28 protein-coding genes are annotated in these 26213 nt (G+C 38.9%); 18 read left to right on the top strand and 10 right to left on the bottom strand.

Annotation, left to right across the window (positions count from 1 at the left end; translation table 11 throughout):
- Positions 1-88: 88 nt before the first annotated feature.
- The 3 genes from IL355_RS13790 to IL355_RS13780 all read right to left on the bottom strand — a co-directional run bounded on the left by IL355_RS13790 (position 89) and on the right by IL355_RS13780 (position 2242).
- Entirely contained in the window at positions 89-796 is a 708-nt protein-coding gene (locus IL355_RS13790; RefSeq protein ID WP_192462693.1) for a DUF4197 domain-containing protein, read from the bottom strand.
- Positions 797-889: 93 nt separating this feature from the next.
- On the bottom strand, positions 890-1741 hold the full coding sequence (gene purU, locus IL355_RS13785) for a formyltetrahydrofolate deformylase (RefSeq protein WP_192462692.1): 852 nt from the start codon (positions 1739-1741) through the stop codon (positions 890-892).
- 96 nt (positions 1742-1837) lie between these two features.
- The gene (locus IL355_RS13780) at positions 1838-2242 is read right to left on the bottom strand and encodes a hypothetical protein (protein ID WP_192462691.1); all 405 of its coding nucleotides are present in this window, start codon (positions 2240-2242) and stop codon (positions 1838-1840) included.
- A gap of 112 nt (positions 2243-2354) precedes the next feature.
- Here IL355_RS13780 and IL355_RS13775 point away from each other — a divergent pair, with 112 nt between their 5' ends.
- The 4 genes from IL355_RS13775 to IL355_RS13760 all read left to right on the top strand — a co-directional run bounded on the left by IL355_RS13775 (position 2355) and on the right by IL355_RS13760 (position 6024).
- On the top strand, positions 2355-2807 hold the full coding sequence (locus tag IL355_RS13775) for an Lrp/AsnC family transcriptional regulator (RefSeq protein WP_192462690.1): 453 nt from the start codon (positions 2355-2357) through the stop codon (positions 2805-2807).
- Positions 2808-2874: 67 nt separating this feature from the next.
- Positions 2875-3699 (top strand): mechanosensitive ion channel family protein, encoded by an 825-nt coding sequence (locus IL355_RS13770; RefSeq protein WP_192462689.1) that lies wholly within the window; start codon positions 2875-2877, stop codon positions 3697-3699.
- A 63-nt stretch (positions 3700-3762) separates the two neighbouring features.
- Positions 3763-5175, top strand: coding sequence for an alpha/beta hydrolase (locus IL355_RS13765; protein ID WP_192462688.1), 1413 nt, complete (start codon positions 3763-3765; stop codon positions 5173-5175).
- A 198-nt stretch (positions 5176-5373) separates the two neighbouring features.
- The gene (locus IL355_RS13760) at positions 5374-6024 is read left to right on the top strand and encodes a DUF1684 domain-containing protein (RefSeq protein ID WP_192462687.1); all 651 of its coding nucleotides are present in this window, start codon (positions 5374-5376) and stop codon (positions 6022-6024) included.
- A gap of 74 nt (positions 6025-6098) precedes the next feature.
- Here the strand turns inward: IL355_RS13760 and IL355_RS13755 are convergent, their stop codons facing one another.
- The 5 genes from IL355_RS13755 to IL355_RS13735 form a co-directional block, all read right to left on the bottom strand.
- Entirely contained in the window at positions 6099-7163 is a 1065-nt protein-coding gene (locus IL355_RS13755; RefSeq protein ID WP_192462686.1) for a porin, read from the bottom strand.
- A gap of 138 nt (positions 7164-7301) precedes the next feature.
- The gene (locus IL355_RS13750) at positions 7302-8534 is read right to left on the bottom strand and encodes an ammonium transporter (protein WP_192462685.1); all 1233 of its coding nucleotides are present in this window, start codon (positions 8532-8534) and stop codon (positions 7302-7304) included.
- A 26-nt stretch (positions 8535-8560) separates the two neighbouring features.
- Positions 8561-8899 carry a P-II family nitrogen regulator gene (locus tag IL355_RS13745; protein ID WP_187457168.1) on the bottom strand — a complete coding sequence of 113 codons (339 nt, stop codon included), beginning with the start codon at positions 8897-8899 and terminating at the stop codon, positions 8561-8563.
- 292 nt (positions 8900-9191) lie between these two features.
- Complete coding sequence (crcB, locus tag IL355_RS13740) at positions 9192-9563, bottom strand: fluoride efflux transporter CrcB (protein ID WP_192462684.1); 372 nt, start codon at positions 9561-9563, stop codon at positions 9192-9194.
- 137 nt (positions 9564-9700) lie between these two features.
- Positions 9701-9874: a hypothetical protein gene (locus IL355_RS13735; RefSeq protein ID WP_192462683.1), complete on the bottom strand. Its 174-nt coding sequence runs from the start codon at positions 9872-9874 to the stop codon at positions 9701-9703.
- A gap of 377 nt (positions 9875-10251) precedes the next feature.
- Between IL355_RS13735 and IL355_RS13730 the strand changes: the two genes are divergently transcribed.
- Complete coding sequence (locus IL355_RS13730) at positions 10252-10638, top strand: pyrophosphohydrolase domain-containing protein (RefSeq protein WP_192462682.1); 387 nt, start codon at positions 10252-10254, stop codon at positions 10636-10638.
- A gap of 88 nt (positions 10639-10726) precedes the next feature.
- Here the strand turns inward: IL355_RS13730 and IL355_RS13725 are convergent, their stop codons facing one another.
- The gene (locus IL355_RS13725; protein ID WP_192462681.1) at positions 10727-11791 is read right to left on the bottom strand and encodes a branched-chain amino acid aminotransferase; all 1065 of its coding nucleotides are present in this window, start codon (positions 11789-11791) and stop codon (positions 10727-10729) included.
- 106 nt (positions 11792-11897) lie between these two features.
- Between IL355_RS13725 and IL355_RS13720 the strand changes: the two genes are divergently transcribed.
- From IL355_RS13720 to IL355_RS13675, 10 genes are all read left to right on the top strand, one after another.
- Positions 11898-12407, top strand: a complete 510-nt coding sequence (locus IL355_RS13720; RefSeq protein ID WP_192462680.1) for a DUF4920 domain-containing protein — start codon at positions 11898-11900, stop codon at positions 12405-12407.
- 12 nt (positions 12408-12419) lie between these two features.
- A complete protein-coding gene (mnmD, locus tag IL355_RS13715; RefSeq protein ID WP_192462679.1) occupies positions 12420-13079 on the top strand; it encodes a tRNA (5-methylaminomethyl-2-thiouridine)(34)-methyltransferase MnmD in 660 nt (219 codons plus the stop codon).
- A 126-nt stretch (positions 13080-13205) separates the two neighbouring features.
- Positions 13206-14168, top strand: coding sequence for a TIGR01777 family oxidoreductase (locus IL355_RS13710; protein ID WP_192462678.1), 963 nt, complete (start codon positions 13206-13208; stop codon positions 14166-14168).
- 159 nt (positions 14169-14327) lie between these two features.
- Positions 14328-14888: a nucleotide exchange factor GrpE gene (locus IL355_RS13705; RefSeq protein WP_192462677.1), complete on the top strand. Its 561-nt coding sequence runs from the start codon at positions 14328-14330 to the stop codon at positions 14886-14888.
- A gap of 8 nt (positions 14889-14896) precedes the next feature.
- A complete protein-coding gene (dnaJ, locus tag IL355_RS13700; protein ID WP_192462676.1) occupies positions 14897-16021 on the top strand; it encodes a molecular chaperone DnaJ in 1125 nt (374 codons plus the stop codon).
- A 224-nt stretch (positions 16022-16245) separates the two neighbouring features.
- Positions 16246-17181 (top strand): ABC transporter ATP-binding protein, encoded by a 936-nt coding sequence (locus IL355_RS13695; protein ID WP_192462675.1) that lies wholly within the window; start codon positions 16246-16248, stop codon positions 17179-17181.
- The gene (locus IL355_RS13690; protein WP_192462674.1) at positions 17174-18517 is read left to right on the top strand and encodes an ABC transporter permease; all 1344 of its coding nucleotides are present in this window, start codon (positions 17174-17176) and stop codon (positions 18515-18517) included. The genes IL355_RS13695 and IL355_RS13690 overlap by 8 nt, the downstream gene beginning before the upstream one ends.
- Entirely contained in the window at positions 18510-19454 is a 945-nt protein-coding gene (locus IL355_RS13685; RefSeq protein ID WP_225621244.1) for a mechanosensitive ion channel family protein, read from the top strand. The genes IL355_RS13690 and IL355_RS13685 overlap by 8 nt, the downstream gene beginning before the upstream one ends.
- A complete protein-coding gene (locus tag IL355_RS13680) occupies positions 19444-20319 on the top strand; it encodes a DUF6268 family outer membrane beta-barrel protein (RefSeq protein ID WP_192462672.1) in 876 nt (291 codons plus the stop codon). The genes IL355_RS13685 and IL355_RS13680 overlap by 11 nt, the downstream gene beginning before the upstream one ends.
- A gap of 111 nt (positions 20320-20430) precedes the next feature.
- Positions 20431-21594, top strand: a complete 1164-nt coding sequence (locus IL355_RS13675; RefSeq protein ID WP_192462671.1) for a sigma-54-dependent transcriptional regulator — start codon at positions 20431-20433, stop codon at positions 21592-21594.
- Between the two features lie 5 nt (positions 21595-21599).
- On the opposite strand, the gene IL355_RS13670 is transcribed toward IL355_RS13675, so the two are convergent.
- Positions 21600-22292, bottom strand: coding sequence for a hypothetical protein (locus IL355_RS13670; protein ID WP_192462670.1), 693 nt, complete (start codon positions 22290-22292; stop codon positions 21600-21602).
- Between the two features lie 197 nt (positions 22293-22489).
- On the opposite strand from IL355_RS13670, the gene IL355_RS13665 reads away from it, so the two are divergent.
- The 3 genes from IL355_RS13665 (at position 22490) to IL355_RS13655 (ending at position 25774) form a co-directional block, all read left to right on the top strand.
- Entirely contained in the window at positions 22490-23374 is an 885-nt protein-coding gene (locus tag IL355_RS13665; protein WP_192462669.1) for a PPK2 family polyphosphate kinase, read from the top strand.
- Entirely contained in the window at positions 23371-24765 is a 1395-nt protein-coding gene (locus tag IL355_RS13660) for a M20/M25/M40 family metallo-hydrolase (RefSeq protein WP_192462668.1), read from the top strand. Before IL355_RS13665 ends, IL355_RS13660 begins: the two co-directional genes overlap by 4 nt.
- Before the next feature lie 76 nt (positions 24766-24841).
- Positions 24842-25774: a peptidylprolyl isomerase gene (locus tag IL355_RS13655; protein WP_192462667.1), complete on the top strand. Its 933-nt coding sequence runs from the start codon at positions 24842-24844 to the stop codon at positions 25772-25774.
- Positions 25775-26213 lie beyond the last annotated feature (439 nt).

The following is a 26213-nucleotide window of genomic DNA, read 5'->3' as shown; positions in this document are numbered from 1 at the left end:
CGAAATAAATCAAACAACTAGATTGATATAATTTTAACGGTTTATATATCAATATATTATAGTCACTTGTGAGAAATTTTCAAGATTCCTAATCCTGTAGTTTAAAGACCCTTTGTAGAAGGTCTGATGTTCTTGCCGAAACATTGTTTCTTATTTCTTTTTCTTCCACTGCAATCATTGTGTAAACCCCGGTTAATGCCTCATTTGTGACATAATCTGTTAAATCTGGATTTACCTTTTTGGTTAGGGGAATGCTATTATATCTAGAAATAAGGTTGGACCAAATTTGGTCTGCACCTACCTTTTCAAATGATTTCTTTATGACAGGATTGAACTTGGCGTATAATTCTGTTTTGGTTGCAGACGTCAAATATTGGGTAGCCGCATTATCTGACCCCAGTAGAATACTCTTGGCATCATTGAATGTTATCCCCTTTACCGCATTTACAAAGATAGGAGTGGCTTCTCCTACGGCATCCTCCGCCGCTCTGTTTAAAATCTTTAAACCTTCATCTGCTAAATTATCCAGACCTATATCACGAAGGGTTTTGTCTACTTTTTGTAGTTCTTCGGGCAACACAATTTTTACGAGCTCATTTTTAAAAAAGCCATTTTCTTGGGTAAGTTTGCTTACCTGCTTGTCTATGCCTTTATCCAAGGCCTCTCTAAGCCCTTGGGCAATTTGTGCGGTACCTAAAGGTGTTTCCCCTTGGGGTAATTGATTGACAACCTGTTGAAGTTCATTGCAAGAAAAAAGGCTAATGCCCACAAAACAGATTAATATCTTCTTGATCATAGCTAAAGAATTTGGTGCTAGGTTTACTTTAATTAAGATTTTATTTACAAAGTAAACGGGTGCAAACCCAAAATCATATAGCTGTAGAGAATTTTATGAAAAGATTACGGTTTTATTGTTGTAGACCATGGTTTTGCGCTGCACGTGCAATTTTACGGCTCTTGAGAGTACAATTTTTTCCAAATCCCGCCCTTTGGCAATAAAATCCTTTATACTGTGGGAATGCGAAACTGCAGTCACATCCTGTTCAATGATTGGCCCCGCATCAAGCTCTTCCGTTACATAATGGCTGGTGGCGCCAATAATTTTAACGCCCCTTTTAAAGGCTGCATGATACGGTTTGGCCCCGGCAAAGGCCGGAAGAAAAGAGTGATGAATATTGATGATCTTATTGGTATAAACATCAATTATTTTTGGGCTAACAATTTGCATATACCTAGCCAAGACTATAAAATCTACTTTTTCTTCTTTAAGTAGTTGTAATTGTAGATTTTCTGCCTCTTCCTTCGAATCCTTGGTAACAGGGATATGATGGTAGGGTATGCTAAATTGATCGGCAATATACGCAAGGTCTGAGTGGTTACTAATAATAAAGGGAATATCAACTTCCAGCTCCCCAGAATGAAATCTACTTAAAAGGTCATAAAGACAGTGGTTGTACTTTGATACAAACAATGCCATTCTTGGTTTTGGCACTGCTTGATGAATACTCCACTGCATATCATACCTGTCGGCTAATTCTGTTTGGAAGCCTTTTGAGAAATCATCTTGGGAGAAGCTATAGGCATCAAATTCACTTTCTAATCGCATAAAGAAAACATTTGCATCCTTATCTACATGCTGGTCTAGATAAATGACATTTCCTCCCGCCTTATGAATATATCCCGTAACGGCATTGATAATTCCGGATTGATCAGGGCAGTTTATTAAAATTGTAGTTTTCAAAAAAATTCTTTTAAGGACTAAAAATAGGATTTTCGGATTATAATTTCGGAAAATAAAGTTGAAAACAACAACTTTAAGGGCAAGTGTACATTTTTGTTAGGAATTATTGTTGTCCCTAAAAGACTTTCTCCACGCTCTAAAAGATTTTCTAAAGGAAATAACTTCTTGTCTAAGTAAATTAAGGTATTCTTTTTCCTTAACTCCGTCCATTTCCAGTCCGTTGCAGTAAGATATAATGTTCCTGGTCATCACGTTGATGAAAGCTGCACTTCTTAACTTTTCCGAGTGGCAACCTTTAGTTTCTGCAAGGGCGATTTTTTGATGAATGAGATTGGAATCCGTAAGAATGGAATCTGCAATAATATCCCGCAAGCTATTGGATTGATACAGCTTGAGCAAATCTTTGTTAAAAGTTACATAAGAGGCAATTTCCCTGCTTATCTTACAGAGTTCCAGTGCCTTTATGTATACGGGCAACGTGCCCAATTTATCGTAGGACATTTTCTTTTCTAGCAATTGATTACTATAAAATTACTGCTGGTTTGGTATATTTGCCTTTAGTTTCAATGGCTAAATTGTTAATTAGGTTTTGAAAATAAATTAATTTTAATTTATGGTTTCGAATACAAACATCGATGATTTAAACTGGAAAATCCTTCAGTGTCTACAGGATAATGCGCGCGAAAGTTTTGCCAATATTGGCCGTAGGGTTGGGTTGACGCCACCCGCGGTGGCCGAACGTGTAAAGAAAATGGAAGACCTTGGGATTATTGAAGGATACCGTACCAAAGTATCGCATGCAATGACAGGGCATCAATTAAGGGCCATCATTACTTTAAGGGCCTTTATGGGAAAATTGAAACCCTTTTTAGAGTTGGTAAAGACATTTAACGAGGTAGTCAACTGTTACCGGATTACCGGAAATGAAAATATTGTGATGGAAGTGGTGCTAAAAGATCAATTTCATTTAGAAAAGTTTATTGATAAACTCATTCAGTACGGGGAAACAAGAACCCATATTATCCTCTCAAATGTGGTCTCCAATGCGCCCATGAAAAAGCAATAGTCAAAACAGGGTAAAAAAATGAGGTTTTTCTTATCTCCTAAAAACTGCTTATTGTTATTTTTAGTTTATGGATTGGAATAAAATAGACGAATATCTACAGTTGGCAACGGACAAGGTTGTTTTTTACCTTCCTAGGATTTTATTGGCGATCATCATATTCTGGGTAGGTTTTAAACTGGTTCAAAAACTGGTGGAACTACTTAAAAAAGGTTTGGAGAAAACCGGTTTCTCTGAAACCTTACGTCCGTTTTTGGCCTCTACGGTAGGTGCTGTACTCAAAGGAGCGGTCCTTTTTATTATTGCTACCGTTCTTGGTGCGGATTTAACAGGGTTGTTCGCGATTCTGGCAGCAGCGGCCTTTGCCATAGGAATGGCCTTGCAAGGAAGTTTGGGGAATTTTGCATCCGGAATCCTTATTTTGACGCTTAAACCTTTTAAGGTAGGGGATTGGATACAGGTAGACGATAAGTTTGGTAGGGTGACGGAAATTGGCATATTCAGTACTGATGTACTTACCCCAGGGAACAAAATATTGATTATACCAAATTCCATGATTACAGAATCTGTGGTAACCAATTTTACGGAGAAGGGTATGATTCGTCTTGAGCTGGAGGTTACCATGCCGTATGAAGAGAGTTTTCCCAAGGTAGAACGCATTTTATGTACGGCATTAAAGGATGTTGAACATATTTTGGATGAACCAAAACCTGAAATAGGTATTCTAAATTTTGATTCACACAATGTTCAGCTCACTGTTAGACCCTATGTGAAACCGGATAACTTTTGGGAAGTGACCTTCAATGCACATAAAGCGATTAAAAACGCCTTTCATAGTCACAATATAAAGGTGGCCTACTCAGAAGGAGTGGAAATAGGAAAGATTGGAGAATGATTTCTGGGCAATGGAAACATTATTCTTCGGAATTTGGCTAGATTTTTGATGAATCAAAAGAATATGAAAAAATTATTACTCGCTTGGGCCCTCATCTTTGGTTTTTTTGGAAGTGCCCAACAAATTGTGCTAAAGAAAGGAGCTATTTTAGATTCCCTTGCGGTTAGGGACACCGTTTCAGAAACATTTTCACTCTACTTGCCCACCAATTTTGAAACAGACAAGGTTTGGCCCGTAGTCTTTGTTTTTGATATGGACGGAAAGGGAAAACAAGCCTTGAGTATGTTCAAACAATCTGCAGAAGAACAGGGCTTTCTTTTGGCGGCATCCAATAATTTAAGTGATACCCTTTCGCTTTCCAAAAATATTTTAATTACCAGGCGCTTAATAAATACAGTGGTTTCTATTTTTCCTGTTCACAAGAATAGGATTTATGCAGGTGGTTTTTCAAAAGGAGCCAAGTTCGCCACCATCGTTCCAACTTTTCTTCAACCGGTCAATGGTGTAATTTCCTGTGGTGCCACTATTGCAAATACTGAAGTCTTGACCAGTAAAAACCCTTTCCATTTAGTGGGCATTGTAGGTACATCGGATTATAATTATCCTGATATTTTGGCCATGGAAAGTACGTTAAACCGACTGCGAGTACCCAATCAGCTTCTCATTTTTGATGGTGTTCATGAGTGGCCATCATCAGACTATATTTCCAAGGCAATGAAAATTCTGGATTTAGGGGCTATGGCAAAAGGTAAAATGGATATGGACTCTCTTTTTGTGGCGAATAATTATAGGGATGATTTGGCTAGGGTAAGTAGATTGCTAAGTGCGAACAAGCCTTTACAGGCAAATCATTATTTAGATGAAATGATGGAAATCTATCGCCCGTTTCGACCAACGGATTCTATAAAGGACAGTGGTAAGGTAATACGAAAAACAAGCAGGTATAAAACTCAGAACAGGACCCAAAATAATCTTTTTTTAAAGGAACAGTTCTCTAAAGAAGACTATGCTTATTATATGGAAGAAGATCTGCTTACCTATAATTACAATAATCTGGGCTGGTGGAAGTATCAAATGGAAGAATTGTCCAAGTATAAAAAGAACCCGGATATATTGACACAGCAAATGGGAAATAGACTGGATGGTTACGTAAAGGCCTTATTAGAAGATAATCTGGAAATGTTGGCAGATGAGGATACCAAAGATTGGGAGGGGCTCAATTTTCTTTACATGCTACAAACCATTTTGGAACCTAAAAATGAGGAAGCTTACCTGAATGTAATATCACTAAGCTCAAAATTAGATGATTTCGGAGCAGCCCTTTTTTATTTGGAAGAATTGTTAAAAACGGGATATAAAAATCAAAATAAATTGTATTCCTTGGATTATACTGCGATTTTAAGGATAACCCCGGAATTTAATGAAGTAGTTGAAAAATACTTGAAGAAGGCACGTTATGAAGTGGTTCCGAATTAGTTTTAGTTAGTTCTATATTCTCATTTCGGTTGGGGTATATCACATTTTCTTTTCTCTTGTTTCGTAACTTCTTGGTAAACTCTGTTTGAGTCTTTAAATAATAGATTTAAGGACATTTCGATTGTATGCATGCTAGGGAGGCAGCGGTTTGGAAATTCTATATGTCGTATTTTTGAACTCAAATAAAAAGCCCGATTTATGAAGTATGTTATTTTGTTTTCTATACTAATCATTTTTTCTTGTAAACCGGAGAAGAAATACCACGATGAGCAAGAGCAAAAATCCGAATTGGTCGCTGCCAACGGTCTAAAGCAAATTTTGAAGTTTCAGGAGGAATTGAATGAGGAATTTAAAAATCCCGAAGAATCTCCTTTGCCGGATAGGTATAGAAAGGACTTTGAAAGTTTAGACTTTTTTCCGGCGGATACCAATTATGTGGTGAAGGCGAAATTTGTAAGAACCCCAGATGCTTTGCCCTTTATGATGCCTACCACAACAGACAGGGAAACGAAGGAAGTGGTTTATGGTATTGCCCATTTTGAACTCAAGGGGCAAAAATGGCAATTAGAAGTCTATCAAAATGAGGAACTGATGCTTGAGGAAGGTTATGAAGATTATCTCTTTTTGCCTTTTACAGACCTTACCAATGGAGAAGAAACATACACAGGTGGAAGGTACATTGATTTAAGAATACCCAATTCCGATTCGATCATGATCGATTTCAACCGGGCCTATAATCCTTATTGTGCCTATAACAAAAAATTTTCCTGTCCCATTGTGCCTAGTGTAAATGATTTGGCAGTACGGGTAGAAGTGGGGGTCAAGGACTTTAAACCCGCATCAAAATAAAAATCCCATCCGGAAAATTGGATGGGATTTTTGTACAACTTAAAACTATAAACACTCAATCAATATAATTCAGCTTAGAAAGAATAGATGGCAGCCAATACAAAGGAAGTCAAACCTGCCATAGGTACGCCATCAGAATCTATAAATACTTCTTCGGAAGCGCTATCCAATCTCAATTCTGGCTTGATCATTAAATCTCCAATAGTAGCGCTACCGGTTAAGGTTACAGCAAATACACTGGCATCGCCATCTGCATCCGTACCACCAACGGCTCCAAAGAAATCAGTTTCGGCAAAGTATTCACCTCTAAGGCCAATGGAGAAGTTATCTGAAGTAGCTAACTGTGGATAAACTGCCACACCTGCAAAACTACCTACACCGTCTTCCTCATCACCGTCAAAATAAGCGGCGTTCAATCCTAGGAAGAAAGTTTCCGATAAATCAAAACCACCCGTAAAATCCACTTCGTAAGAACCGTTGTCTATCAAAAGGTTCAAGTATTGACCGCTATAGCCCAATTGAGCACCCCAAGCATATTGACCGGTTGGATTGAACTCCGTTAAGTCAGTTGGGTTCATTACGGCTAACATTAAGCTAAAGTCGTCAGATAATGCAAAGTCAGCTTTTAAACCAGTATGCGAGAAAGGTCCGTATGAGAAAAGGTAAGAAGTACTGTAGTTAAAGTTAGCTACAGGGGAAATAACTTCATATCCTAAAAATGTATTGAAGTTACCGAAGGTAAGGGTTACAGCATCGGAAACGTTCCAGTACGCGTATAATTGGTTAACAATGTTCCCGGTTGCGGAATACATGGGAGATGCAAAGATGGCATCTGTACCTCTTGGGCCAAATACTAAATCGGCCACAAATCCAACTTTTTCGCCTTCATAGGCTCCAATAACGTTGGCCATACCCAACGCAAAACCTGGAAGGTTCGCAAAAGATGAACCAGGAGCTTGGGCATCCGCTCCATTTGGAGCATTTAAATTTGCTCTATAATAGGCATCTATAGACCCGCTAAAGGAAAATTTAGAGCCTTCTTCCTCGTCATCCTGTGCAATGACTACTGTTGCAGAAGAAAAAAGAACTGCGAACAAGAAAAGATTTTTTAAGAACTTTGTATTGATAATTGCTTTCATATGTTTCAATTTTAGTTTTCCCTGTGTTTGGGAAGATTTTGAGTTTTTGGACCCAGCTATTGACATGAGGGTCCTATTTGTTGAGAGTAATTTTTGAACGGAGCGTTTGGCAGAACGCTCCGTTCTACATTATATGAGTTAGTCGTTAGTGAAATCTGGGTAAGCATCCATTCCGTGCTCATGAAGGTCAAGTCCTTCAACTTCTTCTTCTTTAGAAACCCTAAGACCCATGATGGCTTTAAGCGCTCCAAGAATGATGAAAGAACATACTATACAGAAAACACCTACTATAAGTACACCGTACAGTTGGGTCATGAACTGACCTGCACCCGCTTTATCTCCAAAAAGACCCACGGCCAGCGTTCCCCAGATACCTGTAATCAAGTGAACGGTTACGGCACCTACAGGATCGTCCAATTTAAGCTTGTCAATAAAGGCTACACCTAATACAATAATCAAACCTGCCACGAAACCAATAATTACAGCTTCATTAGGAGACATTAGGTCTGCACCGGCAGTTATACCTACCAATCCACCAAGAATACCGTTCAAGAACATGGTAAGGTCCATATTTTTGTATAATATGGTAGAAAGGATAAATGCACCTACACCACCAGCTGCGGCAGCTAAACTAGTTGTAACCAATACCAAGGAAGTTAATTCTGGATCTGCAGAAAGTACAGAACCACCGTTGAATCCAAACCAACCTAACCAAAGGATCAATACACCGGCGGTAGCCAATGGAATGTTATGACCGGGAATGGCTTTAGGTTTTCCGTTTTCATCGAATTTTCCAACTCTAGACCCTAATAAGAAGATAGCTACCAATGCGGCCCATCCACCTACGGAGTGAACCAAAGTAGAACCGGCAAAATCATAGAATCCCCAAGAATCCAAGAATCCGCCACCCCATTTCCAAGCGCCTACTATAGGGTAAACAAGGCCTACGTAAACAACGGTAAAGATCATGAAGGAACCAATTTTGATACGCTCAGCTACGGCACCAGATACAATAGTTGCTGCTGTGGCGGCGAACATTCCTTGAAAAAGGAAGTCTGTCCACCATGTGTAACCTCCGTCCGCATAATCAGGTGTCATACCCCCTTCTGGAGCTGCGATACCAAATCCGGCGAAGCCGAAAATTCCAGAAGAACCTTCTTCAAAACCAGGGTACATCATATTAAAGCCCCATGCGTAGTAAAGTAAAAGTCCAACGGTAATAATGAAAATATTCTTAAAAAGAATATTGATTGTATTTTTTTGTCTTGTCAAGCCAATTTCCAAAAAGGCGAAACCAGTATGCATGAAGAATACCAATGCGGTAGCCAACATCATCCATACGTTATTTGCTGTAAATAATCCTGCGTCCATTTCTTAAAGTTTTTGTGGGTTGGTAATTAGTTGATTCCGGCCTGTCCAGATTCTTTTGTTCTAATACGGTAAGCATCAATTACCTCTGAAACGAAGATCTTACCATCTCCTACATTACCTGTGTAGGCGACCTCTAGAAGTTTGTTTACGGTCCTTTCTAAAAATTCATCGGACACCACAATGGATAAATATCTACGTTGTATGTCACTAGTACTATAAGAGATGCCTCTGTAGACATGCCCTTGTTTTTCATTTCCAACTCCTGTTACATCCCAGTAAGTGAAGAAGTTGACCTCGATTTCATGAAGAGCTTTCTTGACTTCATCAAACTTGGATTTCCTGATAACTGCCTCGATTTGTTTCATAATTTGATTATTGAATTCGAGCCAAATATATGTTAAAAACATTAACACCATAAAAAAAAGGGGGTGTGTCTTGTAATTTTTGTAATTATAATAATTATACCCCCCAAAAATTTGGGGGTGTATAATTTACAAGTGAAAATTATTGAAATATGATTCGTTGTGATTTTTGAAAAACGATAGAAAAAGGAAAAATGTAGGTTGTTCTGGGGTAAACCCTAAAAAATAAGTAGAGTTACCCTGTGTTTATTGAATTTTCGTTAAATAAATCGCGAATGTTAATGAATTGTTATGATTATAACAATTTGGAGGCCCAAAGACCCAAAGCTATAGCGCAGATACCTATAATGATGCTTGATAAGGTATAAAGTAGAAATTGAAGAATGTCTCCGTTGGTAAGAAGGGAATGTTTTTCAAAGGCAAATGAGGAGAAAGTGGTAAAGCCACCACAAAACCCGGTTGCCAGAAGTAACGTTTGATTTTCTGTAAGTACATTTCCTTTAGCGGACATTCCTAAAATAAAACCTATTAGAAGACATCCTAGAATATTGGCTAAAAATGTTCCTAAAAAAAAATGAGAGAAATAACCATTAAATGTTTTGGAAAAGGCATAACGCAAAAGACTGCCAGCACCACCCCCTAAAAAAACAACTAATAACTGTTTCATTAATGCAAAGTAAGCAATGCTCTGTATTTACAAACAGATTAGTACGAAAAAATAAATGATAATTGAATAATATGGGATAAGTCTATAAGACACGACCCAAGTCCCGGTACTTTGCAAACACTCAAAAGATAGTGGTGTTAAACGGCTTTTTTTAGTTTTGAATTGGATTGTAAAGGATAGACAGTAGTTTTTGAATCTACCGCATCATTACTCCCTTTTTTATCCTTTGCAGAAACACCACTTAAACTGAAGACCATAAATATGGCATTTGCTCCAACTAAAATCAATAATATGGTAAAAAATGTCATCATTTTGTTTGCCCCTTTTTCTACTAACGTATAATTCTTCGTTTTGTTATGTTATACGAAGGAAAATTTGCGATAAGATGTTGTAAGTCTAATTTTTCGCAAATACAGAATTTAACTGTTAATTTTTTAGGTAAAACTTGAGAAAGAACAAAATTCCTATAAAGATGGCAAAAGCAATGGCAATCCATTTAACACCTCCATAATTTTTGGCATGGAGTTTTTTGTCTTTTTTGTAGGTAGATATGATGACCAACGCAAAAACTATGGCGAAGAGGACGGCAAAAATGATTTGTCCGGTGCTGAACATATTCGTTACTTTTAAGGCAAAATTACATTAAAAGGGCAGGTTTTCTGCTACCTAATAAAATTATTTGTCACCTATGAAGAGTAAAATTAGCGCGGTAGAATTGTTTCATACCTCCTTTGGGCTTGGTGTTTCGCAAACAATGAAAGCGGATTTGGGCAAAGCAAAGAACACATTGAGGTACAATCTTATGGATGAGGAAAATAAGGAATACCTAGAAGCGGCCAATAATAATGATATGGTGGAGGTGGCCGATGCCCTGGGTGACATGCTTTATATTTTATGTGGCACTATTTTAGAACATGGTATGCAGTATAAAATTGAAGAGGTCTTCAATGAAATTCAACGGAGCAATATGAGCAAATTGGGAGCGGATGGCAAACCCATTTACAGGGAAGATTGTAAAGTGTTGAAAGGCCCCAATTACTTTAAACCAAATATTCTAAAGATTTTAGAAGATTAAGTCCTATTATACAGGAAGGAATACAATAGCCCGTTCAAAAAACTTTGAAAGGGCTTTTGTTTTTCCTAAAACCAATTTTTGGATTGGACTAAATGCCCATTCTCCAACCAAAAGGGTCTTCAGCTCTGTTGAACTGAATATCCGTAATCCGTTTTTTGAGTCTTGTAGCAAAGCTTTCGGTCAATTCCGGTAAATCATAATCCACGTCCCTGAACCCAAAAGTGGAGATAGGGGAGATAACAGCGGCAGTTCCGGCACCGAACATTTCTTTAAGACTTCCATTTTTAGCAGCTTCTACCACCTCGGAAACTGTTATTTTTCTAACCTCCGTGGCGATTCCTTCGTCCTCTGCAATCTGTAAAATACTTTTTCGGGTAATGCCATCCAAAATACGATCGCTTGTGGGGCCGGTAATCAAGGTATCATTGATTCTTACAAAAATGTTCATGGCACCCGCTTCCTCAATAAATTCGTGATTGTTGTCATCGGTCCAAATTACTTGGCTGTATCCTTTTTCGGCAGCCAATTGGGTAGGATAGAACTGTCCGGCATAATTACCTCCGGCCTTTGCATAGCCAACACCTCCGTTGGCAGATCGGGAATAAGTTTCTTCAATCAATACTTTTACCTTGCCGGAAAAATAGGAGCCGGAAGGAGCCAGACATATAATAAACTTATATTCATTGGCCGGCGAAGCATGGAACCCTTTTCCAGAGGCAAATATAAAAGGACGTATATATAAAGAACTTCCTTCTTTTTGTGGAATCCAATCTTTGTCTAAATTGACCAAAGCCTTAAGGCCTTCCATAAAATATTCTTCGGGTACTTCCGGTATGGCCATGCGCTTGGCAGAGATATTCAAACGCTTATGGTTGTCCAGTGGTCTAAACAACCAAACTTTATCGTCCGTATCCTTATATGCCTTCATACCTTCAAAAATGGATTGTCCATAGTGGAAAATTTTTGCAGATGGTTCCAAGCTAATAGCTTGGTAGGGCATTACTTTGGGTGCTTCCCATGCTCCATTCTTATAATCACAGACGAGCATATGATCGGTAAAGACGCTTCCAAAAGCAAGATTATCAAAATCTACTTGGTCAATTTTTGACTTAGCTACCTTCTCAATGCTGATTTTTTGCATGGTTGTACTCATAATATCAAATTTTAAGGAATAAAAATACCAATTTTAAATTCATGAAACCTTTATAATTGCGGGAAAAATTAGCAGTTTTGTAAAGGCATTTAAATTTTTGAGGGATATGAAAAGATTTAACACTTTACTTGTGTTTTTTATGCTGATTGTAGCATGTAAAGGACAAGAAAAAAAGACAATTGAGAGCCCTAAGGTAAATGAAGAAACAACTTTCAAATCATTTGGCGAAAAGATGGGGTCCGAGCCAGTAGAAGATGTACAATTTCTGGCCTCTAAATATGAGGAAATGAAGGTTGCCGACACCTTGGAGGTCACCTTTAAGGGAATGGTTACCGATGTTTGTAAAGTGAAGGGCTGTTGGATGAAAGTTCAGTTGCCGGAAGGTAACGAAGCCATGGTTAGATTTAAGGACTACGGTTTTTTCATGCCAAATGATATTACTGGAAAGGAAGTGGTCATAAATGGTTATGCTTTTGTGGAGTCTATGAGCGTGGAAGACCAAAAACACTACGCGGAGGATGCCGGTAAATCCGAAGATGAAATAGCACTAATAACAGCACCCTTAAAATCTTACGGTTTTGAGGCAGATGGTGTGCTGGTTCCTGTAAAACAGTAAGCACCTAGTTCATTGGAGCGAAAAATTATTTCCACGGGCGATGGGTCCAAAACCATTCAAATTTTGGATTGGGATGAGCAATACCATTCCAAGCACGGTGCCGTACAGGAAGCTTATCATGTTTTTATAAAACACGGGTTAGACCTTTTTCGGGATACGGAGCTTGGTATTTTGGAGATTGGGTTTGGTACTGGTCTTAATGCATTTATTACCTTGCTTGAGTCCTCGTCCAGGCAACTTACAATTAACTATTGCGGTGTTGAAAAGTTTCCCGTAAACGATGATGAGCTTGCACTTCTGGATTATTCTACAACCTTGAATGCCAAAAGTGAACACGCCGTTTTTCAAAAAATGCACGAGGTACCTTGGGAAGAAATACATAAAATACATCCCAATTTTAGCTTGGTAAAAAGAAGGATGGACTTTTCTGAAATACGAGATCGGAATGAATTTGACCTTATTTATTTTGATGCTTTTGGAGCTCGGGTGCAACCCGAGTTATGGACCGAAGCTATTTTTTCCCTAATGTACGCCGCGCTTAAGGAAGGGGGTGTATTGGTAACCTATGCCGCCAAAGGGAGTGTGAGAAGGGCTATGCAGGCTGTAGGTTTTAGCGTAGAAAAGCTACCTGGACCTCCAGGGAAGCGCGAAATGCTTCGGGCCAAAAAATAGTATATTTTCCATATAAAAAGTTAATTTTCAGTTTGTTAAACAAATAATTTAACAGATGCTTTTGCATTTGTGTTAAATCGGAATTAAAGACAATTCAACACCCAAATCAAAGCTTTATATTTGAGTATGAGAATTTTGATTACAGGTGCAACAGGTCTTGTGGGGAGTGAAATTGTGAGGCAGTGCCATGCACAAAATATACATGTGAATTATCTTACCACAAGTAAGGATAAATTGGTTTCCAAAACGGAATATCAAGGTTTTTATTGGAATCCGGACAAAGGCGAAATAGATTTAAATTGCTTTAAAGGGGTAAGTGCCATCATCAATTTAGCAGGCGCTTCAATAGCTAAAAGATGGACACCTAAATACAAGAAAATAATACTTTCCAGCAGGGTTCAATCCCTTCAAACGTTACACAAAGGTCTGCTGGAATTTGGTTCTGAATATATAAAATCCTTTGTTTCTGCTTCCGCTATCGGAATTTATCCTAGTTCCGTGGGTAATTATTACACGGAGGAGGAACAAGCGGTGGATAATAGTTTTTTGGGTGAAGTTGTAGAAAGGTGGGAACAAGAGGCAGATCAATTTCAAGGTTTTCCTTTTCCGGTTGCAAAAATTAGAATTGGCTTGGTTATGGCCAAGGATGGCGGTGCTTTGCCTCAGATGACCAAACCAATCGACAATTATGTGGGCTCTGCCTTTGGTAGTGGTGAGCAGTGGCAATCGTGGATTCATATCCAAGATTTGGCAAGAATGTTTCTTTTTGCCGTAGACAATACACTTTCGGGAGTTTTCAATGGCGTGGCCCCTAATCCTGTGAGCAATGAAAAATTGGTTAAAAAAATAGCGGATGTTCTAAAAAAACCATTGTTCTTGCCTAATATACCAGAGTTTGTAATGAAGTTGGTTCTGGGTGAAATGAGTTACCTACTTTTTAGCAGTCAGAGGGTGAGTAGCAAGAAAATTGAGGAAACAGGTTTTTCTTTTAAGTATACCAATGTCTGTCCTGCACTCCAAGAAATTTACGGAGTTAAATCTTCAAGTAAAACTTCGGAAATGGGTTTGAAAAAAGAATATTCCTCGTAGAGGTTTTAAGATCTTTTTTGAACAATCCGTCTAATGGCGGATTTTTTTATGTTCTATAGGCTATGCAGTCATCTTAGTTTTTAATGACATTTTGACATTTTTAAAGAAATGGCAGTACTTTTGCCTCCTCGTTACCGTAAAATTAAATGCGAAGAAAAAATGAGCGATAAAGACATAACCGAAGATTTTGAAGAGGCTTTAGAAGAGGAGCAAAAGAATGCTGCCAATGAAGAGTTAAAAGATGCCGAAGGTGCCGTAGATAGGGAGCTTAGTGTAGAGGAACAACTAAGGGAAGATTTGGCTAAGGAGAAAGATAAGTTCTTGCGTTTGTTTGCAGAGTTTGAAAATTTTAAGAAAAGAACATCTAAAGAACGAATGGAAATGTTCAAAACGGCGGGGCAGGAAATCATGGTTTCCATGTTACCGGTTTTAGATGATTTTGATCGTGCCTTGAAGGAGTTGGCGAAGTCTGATGACAAGGAAATGTTCAAAGGTGTGGAGCTTATAAGGGTCAAGTTTCGTGAAACCCTGAAATCCAAGGGCCTTGAAGAAGTTGAGGCCGGACAAGGAGATACTTTTGATGCCGAGGTTCACGATGCCATTACCCAAATTCCAGCTCCGGACAAAAAGCTAAAAGGCAAGATTGTAGACGTAGTGGAAAAAGGATATAAGCTCGGGGAGCGTATTATTCGTCATCCAAAAGTAGTTGTTGGAAACTAAATTGAAGTATGAAGGAAGATTATTACGAAGTATTAGGGGTTGGTAAAAGTGCCAGTGCGGCGGAGATAAAGAAGGCTTACCGAAAGATGGCCTTAAAATATCACCCGGACAAAAACCCAGGGGATTCTAAAGCGGAAGAGATGTTCAAAAAATCCGCAGAAGCCTATGAGGTACTAAGCAACCCGGATAAGAAAGCTAGATATGACCAATTTGGTCATGCTGCCTTTGATGGCGCCGGCGGTTTTGGCGGTGGCAGTATGAATATGGACGATATCTTTAGTCAATTTGGTGATATCTTCGGAAGCGCCTTTGGCGGTGGCGGAGGTTTCAGTGGTTTTGGCGGTTTTGGCGGTGGAGGCCAAAGAAGGGTAAAAGGCAGTAACCTTAGAATAAGGGTGAAACTTAGCCTTGAAGAAGTGGCCAACGGGGTTGAGAAAAAGGTTAAAGTTCGCAGAAAAGTACAGGCAGAAGGGGTAAGCTATGCAACCTGTGGTACGTGCGGTGGTAGAGGCCAAGTTACCAAGGTTACCAATACCATTTTGGGTAGAATGCAAACCGCAACTACCTGTAGTACCTGTGGTGGTAGCGGACAAGTTATTGATAAAAAACCGAGTGATGCAGACGCTCAAGGTCTTAAGGTTCAAGAGGAGACCGTATCAATAAAGATTCCTGCAGGTGTTGAAGAAGGTATGCAATTGAAAGTGCCCGGAAAGGGTAACGATGCTCCTGGAAATGGTGTTGCTGGAGATTTGTTGGTAGCCATTGAAACGGAAGAGCACTTGACACTTAAAAGAGAAGGAGATAATCTTCATTATGATCTTTACATTAGCTTTTCTGAAGCTGTTCTAGGTACTTCTAAAGAAATTGACGCCGTAGGGGGGAAAGTGCGCATAAAGCTAGAGCCTGGCATTCAATCCGGAAAGATATTAAGGTTAAGGGGAAAAGGAATATCCAGTATCAATGGGTATGGTAGCGGAGATTTATTGGTCCATGTGAACGTATGGACTCCTAAAGAACTTAACAAAGAACAAAGGGAGTTCTTTGAGCGAATGCAGGGCAATGAAAATTTTGATCCAAAACCTGAGAAATCTGATAAATCTTTCTTCGAAAAAGTGAAGGATATGTTCTCTTAACCCAAAAAGTTTGGGATTTAAATAAAAAACGTATATTTGATTCATATTGGGAAACCAATATAAATTTTCTTTTTCATAGCAATTTTTTTCCCATCCTTAAATGCATTTAAGGGTGGGTTTTGTTTTTAGGGAGATTGCTAGGTGATTGAAAGGTCTTTTAAACTAAGCTTCTTCCTCAAGTTTAACTGACAACTCTTTTATATATCTTTGACAAAATTGCTTGCATGAACAATATTTTGGTCGCTAAGGAAGTCACCAAAAAATACGGCGAACACACTGCACTTGATGAGGTATCATTGAATATACCCAAGAATAGTATTTATGGACTTCTTGGTCCCAATGGTGCCGGTAAGACCACACTTATTAGAATAATAAATCAAATTACCTATCCAGATAAAGGCGAGGTTTATTTTGATGGGGAGGCTTTGCAGAGCCATCACGTGGCACAAATTGGGTACCTTCCGGAAGAAAGGGGACTCTACAAGAGTATGAAGGTAGGGGAGCAGGCACTTTACTTGGCTCAATTAAAGGGGTTGGATAAGGCCGAAGCCAAAAAACGGTTGAAATTTTGGTTTGAGCGATTGGAAATTGGAGATTGGTGGAACAAAAAAATTCAAGAGCTATCCAAAGGTATGGCCCAGAAAATCCAGTTTATAGTAACTGTGCTTCACGAACCTAAACTTTTAATATTTGATGAGCCGTTTAGCGGGTTTGACCCCATTAATGCCAATATCATCAAAGACGAAATTTTAAAATTAAAAGAACAGGGTACTTCCATCATTTTTTCCACGCACCGTATGGAGTCCGTTGAGGAGCTTTGCGAGCATATTGCTTTAATACATAGGTCCAAGAAAGTATTGGATGGTAAACTATCCGATATTAAGAGGGCTTATAAAAACAATGTATTTAGAGTAGGGCTGCAAACGGCAAACGCGGAATTGATCCTTTCTGAAATTACTGAGAAATTTAAGGTGTCCAATTCTTCCTTCGATTCTTTGGAAAACCAGTTGGACTTTACCCTGCAACTGCCTGATGAAAACTCAAGAGAGGTTCTGGCATATCTTTCCGATAAGGCAAATGTGAACCGTTTTGTAGAGACCATTCCGTCAACCAGTGAAATTTTTATAAGAACCGTACAAAGCAAAGAATTGAATGCGTAAACTATTGCTTATTATCAAAAGGGAATATTTGGCCAAGGTGCGAAACAAATCATTTGTGATTATGACCTTTTTAAGTCCAATCCTAATGGTGGGAATGGTTGTGCTTATTGCTTACCTCACAAAAGTAAATGACAACGACCACAAGGTAATTGCAATTTTAAACGAGAGTAATTTTTTTTCAAATGAGTTTATTGCAACGACTTCCACTTCCTATGTCAATTTTGATGATGTGTCTTTGGAAACGGCAAAGGATTCAGTTGCTAGTTTGGGGTTCTACGGGCTACTTTACATTCCGGATGAAATTCATATAGAAAAGGTTTGCGATCGTTCATTTTTTTACACCGAAGATGCGCCAAGCACGGATATAACCGAAAAAATAGATGCTGTTTTTCAAGAAAGATTGAGGCAGTCAAGACTTCTGGAATTAGGACTTACCGCATCTGAGTTTGAAAAGGTGGATACCCGGTTTGATATTCGTACCGCCACTTTTGATGGGCAGACCAATGTTAAGGGTATCAATGAAATTAAAGCTTTTATTGGGGGTGGTTTTGGTTACCTGATCATGATGTTCATCATTATCTATGGAGGCTTTGTTATGCGTAGCGTGATTGAGGAAAAGACAAGCAGGATTATAGAAGTGATTATTTCATCGGTAAAGCCTTTTCAATTAATGTTGGGTAAGATTATAGGAACCTCATTGGCAGGAATTACCCAATTTGGTATTTGGCTGGTTTCGGCATCATTATTATTGCTGGTGGCTTTTGCCGTTTTTGATATCGATCCATCGGCATTGAACACCAGTGCTCATCTACAAACTGGTATGGGGGCAAATATGGCACCTCCTATACCCACGGCCGATCAAACAATGCAGCTCTATGCTCAAGAACTTTTTCGTATACCTTGGGTAATGCTCATTTTCTTTTTCTTGGTTTATTTTCTGTTGGGGTACTTAATATACAGTTCCATCTATGCCGCTATTGGAGCGGCGGTTGATAATGAAACGGATACCCAGCAATTTATCTTTCCTATTATATTGCCGTTAATGTTGGCTATTTATGTAGGGTTCTTTTCGGTTTTTAGCAATCCTCACGGGCCTATTGCGGTAGGTTTTTCCCTGTTTCCATTGACCTCGCCTATTGTTATGTTGATGCGGTTGCCCGGTGGTATAGGTGAAGGCGGCGTTCCTGTTTGGGAATTGGTGACCTCAATCCTTTTATTATTCGGTACCTTTATAGGTATTGTATGGTTGGCCGCCAAAATTTATAGGGTGGGTATTCTTATGTATGGTAAAAAACCAACGTACAAAGAACTTTTCAAGTGGCTTAAATATGATTAGTGCATTTCAAGAAGAACCCAACAAGGTGGTTGAGGTGATTGAAGAGGATATTTGGGGGGCAATAAAGGAGTTTTTGCAGATTGGTATTGGCTATGGTTCTGGAGACCAGCGGATAGAAATTACCATTGGTCTACTTATAATGCTAAGCGTGGCTTTGCTCGTCACCAATTTTCTATTGCGGTGGTTGAGGTCTCTACTCACTTCTCGCATGGCAAATGATGATCGGTTAAAGTTCATTAGTGTTTTCAAGTTTATACGCTATGTAATTTATATTGTGGTCATTATCATTACCATGAGTGCGGCGGGTATAGATATTACACTTTTACTTACAGCTTCGGCCGCATTGTTCGTTGGTTTAGGTTTGGCCTTACAAGAACTTTTCCAAGATGTGATCGGGGGTATTTTCATAATTCTGGACAAATCTTTGCACGTGGGCGATATCATTGAGGTAAACGGTAAAGTGGGCAAAGTCTTTGAGATAAAATTGCGAACAACTAGGGCCATTACTAGAGATGACAAGGTGATAATCATACCAAATCATCATTTCATCAGTGAAATTATTTACAACTATACCCAAAACCATAAAACCACTCGTGAGAAGGTGATAGTGGGTGTGGCCTATGGTAGTGATATAGATGTGGTTACAAAGATTTTAATGGAAATTGCAGAAGGTCAAGAAGGAATAATGAAAAACCCCAAACCTTTTGTACTATTTGATGATTTTGGTGATTCTGCCTTATTATTTTCGGTTAATTTTTTTATTTCCGACAGTTTTTCGGACCCAAGAATCAAAAGTGAAATGCGCTATAAGATCGACGCTAAATTTAGGGAGCATAATATAACCATACCGTTTCCACAAAGGGATATTCATATTTTTCAAGACCTACCATTTCGTCACACTTCAATTGGCACCGCCAAGAACTCGAATGAATCATAGACTGTTTAACTGGGTCATTGCTGCTTTTTTGGCAATTGGATATTTTGGTCAAGCACAAACTCCTGATATTATAAGGGCGGAATATATGTTGATGCCTAGAAATAAATCGGACGCCAGCCTTTCACGTCTCAAATTTTTGGTAAACTTTCCTATTACCGTTGCAGATTCCAATAACCTGGTTTTTGGTAGCGAGTACAACCGGTTGGCATACGACTTGCAAAGAGAGCTTCCGTTTAGTAATGCCGGATTAAAGCAATTTCATGTCTTGGACTTGAACATGGCCTACGTTTGGAAATTTAAACCCCAATGGCGATTTATTGGGGTAATCACCCCTAGATTGGCTTCCACTTTAAGCAAACCTTTGGAAAATGGAGATTTTTCCATAAATGCTACGGTAGGTTTTTTAAAAGAGGAGAAAAATGTACCTAAACCCATGAAATTGGTCATGGGAATCGCTTACAATTCAACTGTAGCCTTACGAATCCCATTACCAATTATATACTATGAAAAGCGGTTTAGACCAGATTGGAGTTATGTTTTGGGGATACCTAAGTCTGGCTTTAAATACCACTTAAACGAACAACATCAATTTCAGACAGAGTTTATTTTTGACGGGTATTACGTGAATTTACAAAGCAACATTGTGCTGCCCAGTACCGTTACCGCCTCTTCTGTATCTTCCTCTGCGGCTTTATTTACAATAGGGTACCAATACAAGTTGGCAAAAAGTACGTTTTTATATGGTTATGTAGGGCATACGGTTTTTCAAGATGGGGTGCTTAGAGATGAAGAGCGGAATGATATTTTTACCCTCAATGATGATCCCAGTTTTTATTTTAGGACAGGTTTTAGAGTAGGACTCTAAGTTGATGGCCATTGTAATGTGTAATCAAACGATTAAAATGTAGTTAAAACTTTCCAAGTCTTGACTGGTACTTGTATCTTACCAAAAGATTAACAATTGAAGTAATTCCTTATGTCAAAAATATTACTGATTGAAGATGAAGCTGCTATTCGCCGGGTATTGGTCAAAATACTTTCCGAAGAGAACGATTCCTATCAATTAGAAGAAGCGGAAGACGGTTTAAAAGGTATGGAGGCCATTAAGAACAATGATTACGATTTGGTCCTTTGTGATATAAAAATGCCCAAAATGGATGGAGTAGAGGTGTTGGAAGCCGCCCGGAAAATTAAGCCAGAAATCCCTTTTATCATGATTTCCGGTCATGGTGATTTGGATACGGCCGTGAATACTATGCGAATGGGAGCGTTTGACTATATCTCCAAACCGCCAGATTTAAATAGGTTGCTTACCACGGTACGCAATGCCTTGGATAGAAAGGTGTTGGTGACCGAGAATAAGATTCTTAAGAAGAAAGTAGGTAAGAATTATGAAATGATAGGTGAAAGTAAGGGGATTTCAGCTATTAAGGACATCATCGAAAAAGTGGCACCTACAGATGCCAGAGTTTTGATAACGGGATCTAATGGTACCGGAAAAGAACTGGTAGCTCATTGGTTACATCAAAAAAGTGCTAGGAGTTCCGCGCCTTTTATAGAAGTGAACTGTGCGGCCATTCCATCGGAATTGATAGAAAGTGAGCTTTTTGGCCATGTAAAAGGAGCCTTTACATCTGCGGTCAAAGATCGTGCGGGAAAATTTGAGGCAGCCAATAAGGGTACTATTTTTTTGGACGAAATTGGGGATATGAGCCTCTCTGCACAGGCAAAGGTATTAAGGGCGTTACAAGAGAATAAGATTTCTAGGGTAGGTACGGATAAGGATATAAAGGTTGATGTACGAGTGGTAGCCGCAACCAACAAAGATTTGAAAAAGGAAATTGAAGAAAATCGTTTTCGGGAAGATTTGTATCATAGGCTTGCCGTAATCCTGATTAAGGTTCCGGCATTGAATGATAGACGGGAAGACATCCCTTTATTGATAGATTATTTTTCGAAAAAAATATCCCAGGAGCAAGGAATGGGCGTAAAAACATTTTCCGATAAGGCCGTAAAGTTGCTAAAAAGCTACGATTGGACAGGGAATATCAGAGAGCTAAGAAACGTGGTAGAGCGATTAATTATATTAGGAGGAAAAGAAGTAAGTGAAGAAGATGTAAAACTTTTTGCAAGCAAATAATATATTTATTTGCCACACTCACCTAGTTGGTCCAAAGCCTTCTTGGTAATCTCCTTGGTTTTAAGGTTGTAATATTTTTTGCCTTCGGAAAGATTGGGTTTCAATAATTGCTGCTCACAATGCTCATACACCCTATTTGCAAATGCCCTGGCCTCTGTGCAATTGACGGTTTTGACCATGTTTTCCAGTGACTTTCTATAGTTCACTAATGAAGAATCTACTTTTTTGCGAAGTAATATTTCGGAAGGAGGTTCGTAGGTGCTTTTGGATTCATTATTTAGATTTACGGTATTTAAGCTAAGTACGTCGTTACCGTAATTGCTCCCATGGCTATCGTGTTCGTTCAAGGATTCCAACGTGGCAATTGTTTCTTTTAATGCCTTGTTCAAAAGAATATTGGTACTGGCAATGGAGGTAGTTTTGGTTGCTAGTTTAAGATGCTCGGAACCTTCAGTAATATTATCAATAGCGTACTCGCAGCCACATTCTTCCAAATCGTTCTTGGATTTTTCTATGGCATTAATTGCTTTGAAAGTATGAAATCGAGACAATTGAAGATCTGTCATTCCCAAAGCTGCTTCAATTTCGGTTTTTACATATCCAATATTGGAGTTGGCATATTTACAGGATTGACCCGTGGTAAACGAAGATAATATACCAACGGAGCAAAGTATTAAAAAAATTCTTAACTGCTTCATAGTCAATAAAAAGGTTGTAAAATTTGGGACATTCTACGTTTACAAAGTTAAGACCAACTGTTGCCTAAGACCTACTTTTTTCGATGGAACGCCTCTTGATTATACTTTTTTGGATTAACCTGCCTTTTTTTGTGTTTAACGACCATTTTCTTTAACATTTTTACCCTTTCAACGATGTTTTATTTTATATTCCAACTATGGATACATCAAAAATTACTACGTACAAGGTGACTGAGGCCATTCAATTGTCTCAAGTGTCTACTTATGAAGACTTTAGCTCATCGGATAAACAACTTAAAAGAGAGTTGGAAAATGTAAGGGAAGCGTTAGGAGACTTTCAAGATACCCTTTATGCACATGGAAAGTACAGCGTTCTGGTTTGTCTTCAAGGGATAGATACGGCGGGTAAGGATAGCTTGATTCGTGAAGTTTTTAAAGACTTTAATGCCAGGGGAGTAGTTGTCCATAGTTTTAAGGTACCTACGGAACTGGAAAGGAAACATGACTATTTGTGGAGACACTATATTGCCTTACCAGCTAGGGGAAAGTTTGGTGTTTTTAATAGAACCCATTATGAAAATGTTTTGGTTACCCGTGTACATCCAGAATATATCTTGGGAGAATACCTGCCCGGAATTCATTCGGTAGAAGATATTGATGAAGAATTTTGGAACAAAAGATTTGATCAAATAAATAATTTTGAAAGGCATATAGCAGAGAATGGCACCCTTGTTTTCAAATTTTTTCTTCATATATCCAAAGAGGAACAGAGACAGCGATTATTGAGAAGACTCGCGCTAAAAAGAAAGAATTGGAAGTTCTCACCGGGTGATTTGGAAGAACGTAAGCTATGGAACCAGTATCAGGCTTGTTATGAAGAAGCCATTAATAGGACTTCAAAGGCTCACGCCCCTTGGTACGTGATTCCGTCGGACAATAAAAAAGCGGCCCGTGTTAGTGTGGCCAGTATTTTATTACAAGAGTTAAAAAAGTATAAAGATATTCAGGAACCCGAGTTGGACGAAAAAATTAAGGTTAATTTAGAAGCCTACAAACAACAGCTGGAAAACGAAAACGAATGAAAAAGCTCTTTTTTTTAATGATATTATGTTTGGCAGGGACCGTGAATTCCCAAGAAGATGCTGAACAAATGGATAAGATTTATAAAACGGCGTTAACCGAAGGGAAAGCTTATGATTGGTTAAATCATTTGAGCAATCAAATTGGAGGTAGATTATCAGGTTCGGTACAGGCGCAACAGGCCGTGGATTATACCAAAGCTGAATTGGAGTCATTAGGTTTGGATAAAGTCTGGCTCCAACCGGTAATGGTACCCAAATGGGTGCGTGGAACGCCTGAGTTCGCTTATTTTGAAACAGCACCGGGCCAGTCTACCAATGTTTCCGTTTGTGCCTTGGGCGGTTCTGTGGCAACCCCAGTGGGCGGTCTTAAGGCAGAATTGGTTGAGGTAAATGGAATAGAGGATTTAAAAAGTTTGGGAAGGGAAAAAATAGAAGGGAAAATAGTGTTCTACAATAGGCCCATGGACCCAACAGTAATTAGTACTTTCGAATCCTATTCAGGTTGTGTGGACCAGCGATATTCCGGAGCGGCCGAAGCAGCTAAATTCGGAGCCGTAGGTGTCCTTGTACGTTCCATGAGTCTCAAATTGGATGATCATCCGCATACAGGATCCATGAGTTATGGTGATACCCCGGTGGCCGATAGAATTCCCGCAGCGGCCATTAGTACCAATGGTGCTGAACTTTTAAGTACCACTATAAAACTGAATCCCAAGACCAGGTTTTACCTTAGACAAAACTGTAAACAGTTTGATGATGTGGAATCCTATAATGTCATTGGCGAAATAACCGGAAGCCAATTTCCTAATGAAATTATGATAGTTGGCGGTCACCTGGATTCTTGGGATTTAGGCGATGGATCACACGATGATGGTGCAGGCTGCGTGCAAAGTATGGATGTACTGAGACTTTTAAAAAAGACGGGATATAAACCCAAGAGAACAATAAGGGTGGTCCTCTTTATGAACGAAGAAAATGGATTAAGGGGAGGCAATAAATATGCGGAAGTTGCCAAAAATAAAAAAGAGAACCACGTTTTTGCCCTAGAGAGCGATGCAGGAGGATTTACCCCCAGAGGCTTTTCTTTTGATTGTTCTGAGGCTAACTTAGAGCGGGTACAGGAGTGGAAAAAATTATTTGAACCCTATCTAATTCATATGTTCGTTAAGGGATATAGCGGTGCGGATATTGGCCCTCTTAAGAACCAAGATATGGTATTGGCCGGTCTACGACCAGATTCACAAAGGTATTTTGACCATCATCATGCAGAAACAGATACTTTTGAGCATGTTAATAAACGGGAATTGGAACTTGGTGCGGCCAGCATGGCCAGTTTGATCTATCTTTTTGATAAATACGGCATTATCCCCAATAACAAGATTAAAGGTTAGGGGTAAACCAAGTTCTCAATTATGCCGAAACCGGCTTAAATCCTTACCTTTGCCGCTCAATTAAAAAAGCATAAAAATGCAAGAAGGAATCTACGCAAAATTCAATACTTCAAAAGGAGAGATACTGGTAAAATTAACCCACGATAAAACTCCGGGTACCGTTGGCAATTTTGTTGCCTTGGCGGAAGGAAAGCAAGAAAATAAGGTTAAGGCAGCGGGTGAGCCTTATTATGACGGAATTAAGTTTCACAGAGTAATTCCAGATTTTATGATTCAGGGAGGTTGTCCTCTTGGAACAGGAACTGGCGATGCTGGTTACAAATTTGATGATGAATTTCATCCGGAACTTAAGCATTCAGAACCAGGAGTTCTCTCTATGGCCAATGCTGGGCCTGGAACTAATGGAAGTCAGTTTTTTATCACTCACGTCCCAACCCCATGGTTAGACGGTAAACATACCGTTTTTGGTCATGTAGAAAGTGGTCAGGAAGTTGTGGATGCCATTGCACAAGGAGATGCTATTGAAACTTTGGAAATTGTAAGGGTAGGGGACGAAGCAGAAAATTGGGATGCAGTAGATGCCTTTAAGTCATTTCAGAATTCCAGGGAACAAAGAATTGCAGAAGAAAAAGCAAAACAGGAAGCGGAACTTGAAAAGGTAGCGGCCGGTTTTGAAAGTACCCCTAGCGGACTGCGTTATAAAGTAATTCAAAAAGGTGACGGAGCTAAAGCTGAAAAGGGAAGCAAGGTATCTGTTCATTATGAGGGTAGTTTAATGAACGGTCAAGTTTTTGATTCCTCCTATAAAAGGAAACAACCCATAGATTTTCAAATCGGTGTAGGTCAAGTTATTCCAGGTTGGGATGAAGGCATTGGTCTTTTACAAGTGGGGGACAAGGCTCGCTTTGTAATCCCTTCAGATTTGGCATATGGTAGCGCTGGTGCAGGTGGAGTTATTCCTCCTAATGCAACTTTGCTTTTTGATGTAGAATTAATGGATGTGAAGTAAAACTAGTATCTGTTTGATATAAATGAAGCCCCGACGTTATCGGGGCTTTTTTATGCGGCCTATTTTACCATTTTCACCAAAATAATCTGGGGTGAAAACATAGATTTTCCAGTGCCAAAAGGCATCATAAAATTTAATTGAAAATGTAAGGGCCCCTTAGATAAGTTATCGCTGGGATTTCTTTGCCCTATCTGAGCTTACTAGAAACAATACAACGTTTACAATAAGCAATAGAAATAGAATACCGAAAAAAGTAGTCATAATTCATTAATTAGGTGATGGGGAAATTTTGCTATCCGCTTATTAGATGCACAAATTGGAGTGGGGTTGCGTTAAAACGCAAACAAATGTATGAAAAATATGACTAATGTGTTGATTATGAATAAAAAAACCCCAACAAATTGTTGGGGTTGATACTGTATAAAAAGAGTTAATGCGT

The organism is Euzebyella saccharophila (genome assembly GCF_014855495.1).
GTDB lineage: Bacteria > Bacteroidota > Bacteroidia > Flavobacteriales > Flavobacteriaceae > Euzebyella > Euzebyella saccharophila.
Note: the sequence above shows the minus strand (reverse complement) of the source record. Positions and strands in the feature narration are given on the sequence as shown.